The organism is Vibrio sp. OPT46, assembly GCF_015163535.1.
GTDB lineage: Bacteria > Pseudomonadota > Gammaproteobacteria > Enterobacterales > Vibrionaceae > Vibrio > Vibrio alginolyticus.
Genome location: NZ_JADDYG010000490.1, coordinates 7,308 through 8,561 on the forward strand (window position 1 = coordinate 7,308; position 1,254 = coordinate 8,561).

Genomic DNA, 1,254 nt, shown 5'->3' on the forward strand with positions numbered 1-1,254 from the left:
TCTATTTTGAGACTTTTCTAGAAAGCACATAACGCCTTGCAAATGTGTAAGGCACACAATACGAATGCTTACGCACGGCGCCTTTGTCACTAGAACCGACAAACAATATAGCTGCCACCAGTGTCGAATCTTGATTGAGCAACTTATTAAAGCCTTAGCTATAACTCAAGAGCAAATCTCTAACCTAATAAAGAAGGCTGCTCGTATACCACGGTATTATAGTTCTTCTAGTTTTCCCTTAGCTAAATCTTCTTGTTGCTTAAGGAACATGAAGAAGTTTGCCTCACTGATAAACGGGTTACCGCTTGTGCCGAGCTTCTTCCTATTTTCAAAAAGGAAATTTTTATGTGGATGGTTCGAAAGGTTAACGTTCACAATAGGTGCCTGTAGTGAAATTTTTCTAATTTTCTCCATGCTAGTCAGGAACTGGCCAATAACTTCTGGATCATTGCTACTTACGCTATGCCCACCAACGATAAAAGCACGATATTGTTCGCCATTATCTTCAACAGTGAAGTCTAAGGAATAATCACCTTCCGTGTGGCCAGGTGTGAGATAGAACTTAAACTCATGTCCACCAATAGCCATAGAGCTATCGCTTTTTATCTCTATGTCTAAATTTGGAGGAAGGAACTTGTTCTCACCTTCGCTTTTGTTTGATTGCTGTATAGATAGTTCATGAGCGCTTTTGGTCATCACAACTTTGGAACCATACTTCTCTTGAAGTAACTGGGCGCCTCCAACATGGTCAGAATGCCCATGAGTTACCAATATGTGCGTTATTGGCTTATCTTTTAGCCCTAGCTTTTCTAGGTTGATAGGTATCCACTCAGAGTAAGGGAAATCAAGCGTATCAATGATAACCAGTCCGTCGTCTGTAGCAATGGCATATGATGAGACCCACTTGTCTCCTACATAATAGACATTATCAAACATTTGAAATGGTTCTACATAACCGTTCTTATCATTCATTGCTGGAACATATTGACTTAAAGAAGCAAAAGACGAAGCACTTAAAAGTAAACCTACAACAATTTTTTTCACGAAATCACACACAAATATATCCTTAATAATTTCTTATAGAACCTCGCGGATGAGAAAGCTCTAAACGATTTTCAGACGCAAATACAACTGCAAATACTTTCTACTTAGCTTTAGTTTTAGCTGACCGAATCACTTGTAAACTCGAATCCCATTAACTGCCTATGTATTCATGATTCTTTTAGAGGTTAAATAAATGAACTCAATTGAAGC

1 protein-coding gene is annotated in these 1,254 nt (G+C 38.5%); it reads right to left on the reverse strand.

Annotated features, from left to right (window positions below):
• Positions 1-216 precede the first annotated feature (216 nt).
• Positions 217-1,044 (reverse strand): MBL fold metallo-hydrolase, encoded by an 828-nt coding sequence (locus IQR33_RS20680; protein ID WP_025998578.1) that lies wholly within the window; start codon positions 1,042-1,044, stop codon positions 217-219.
• Positions 1,045-1,254 lie beyond the last annotated feature (210 nt).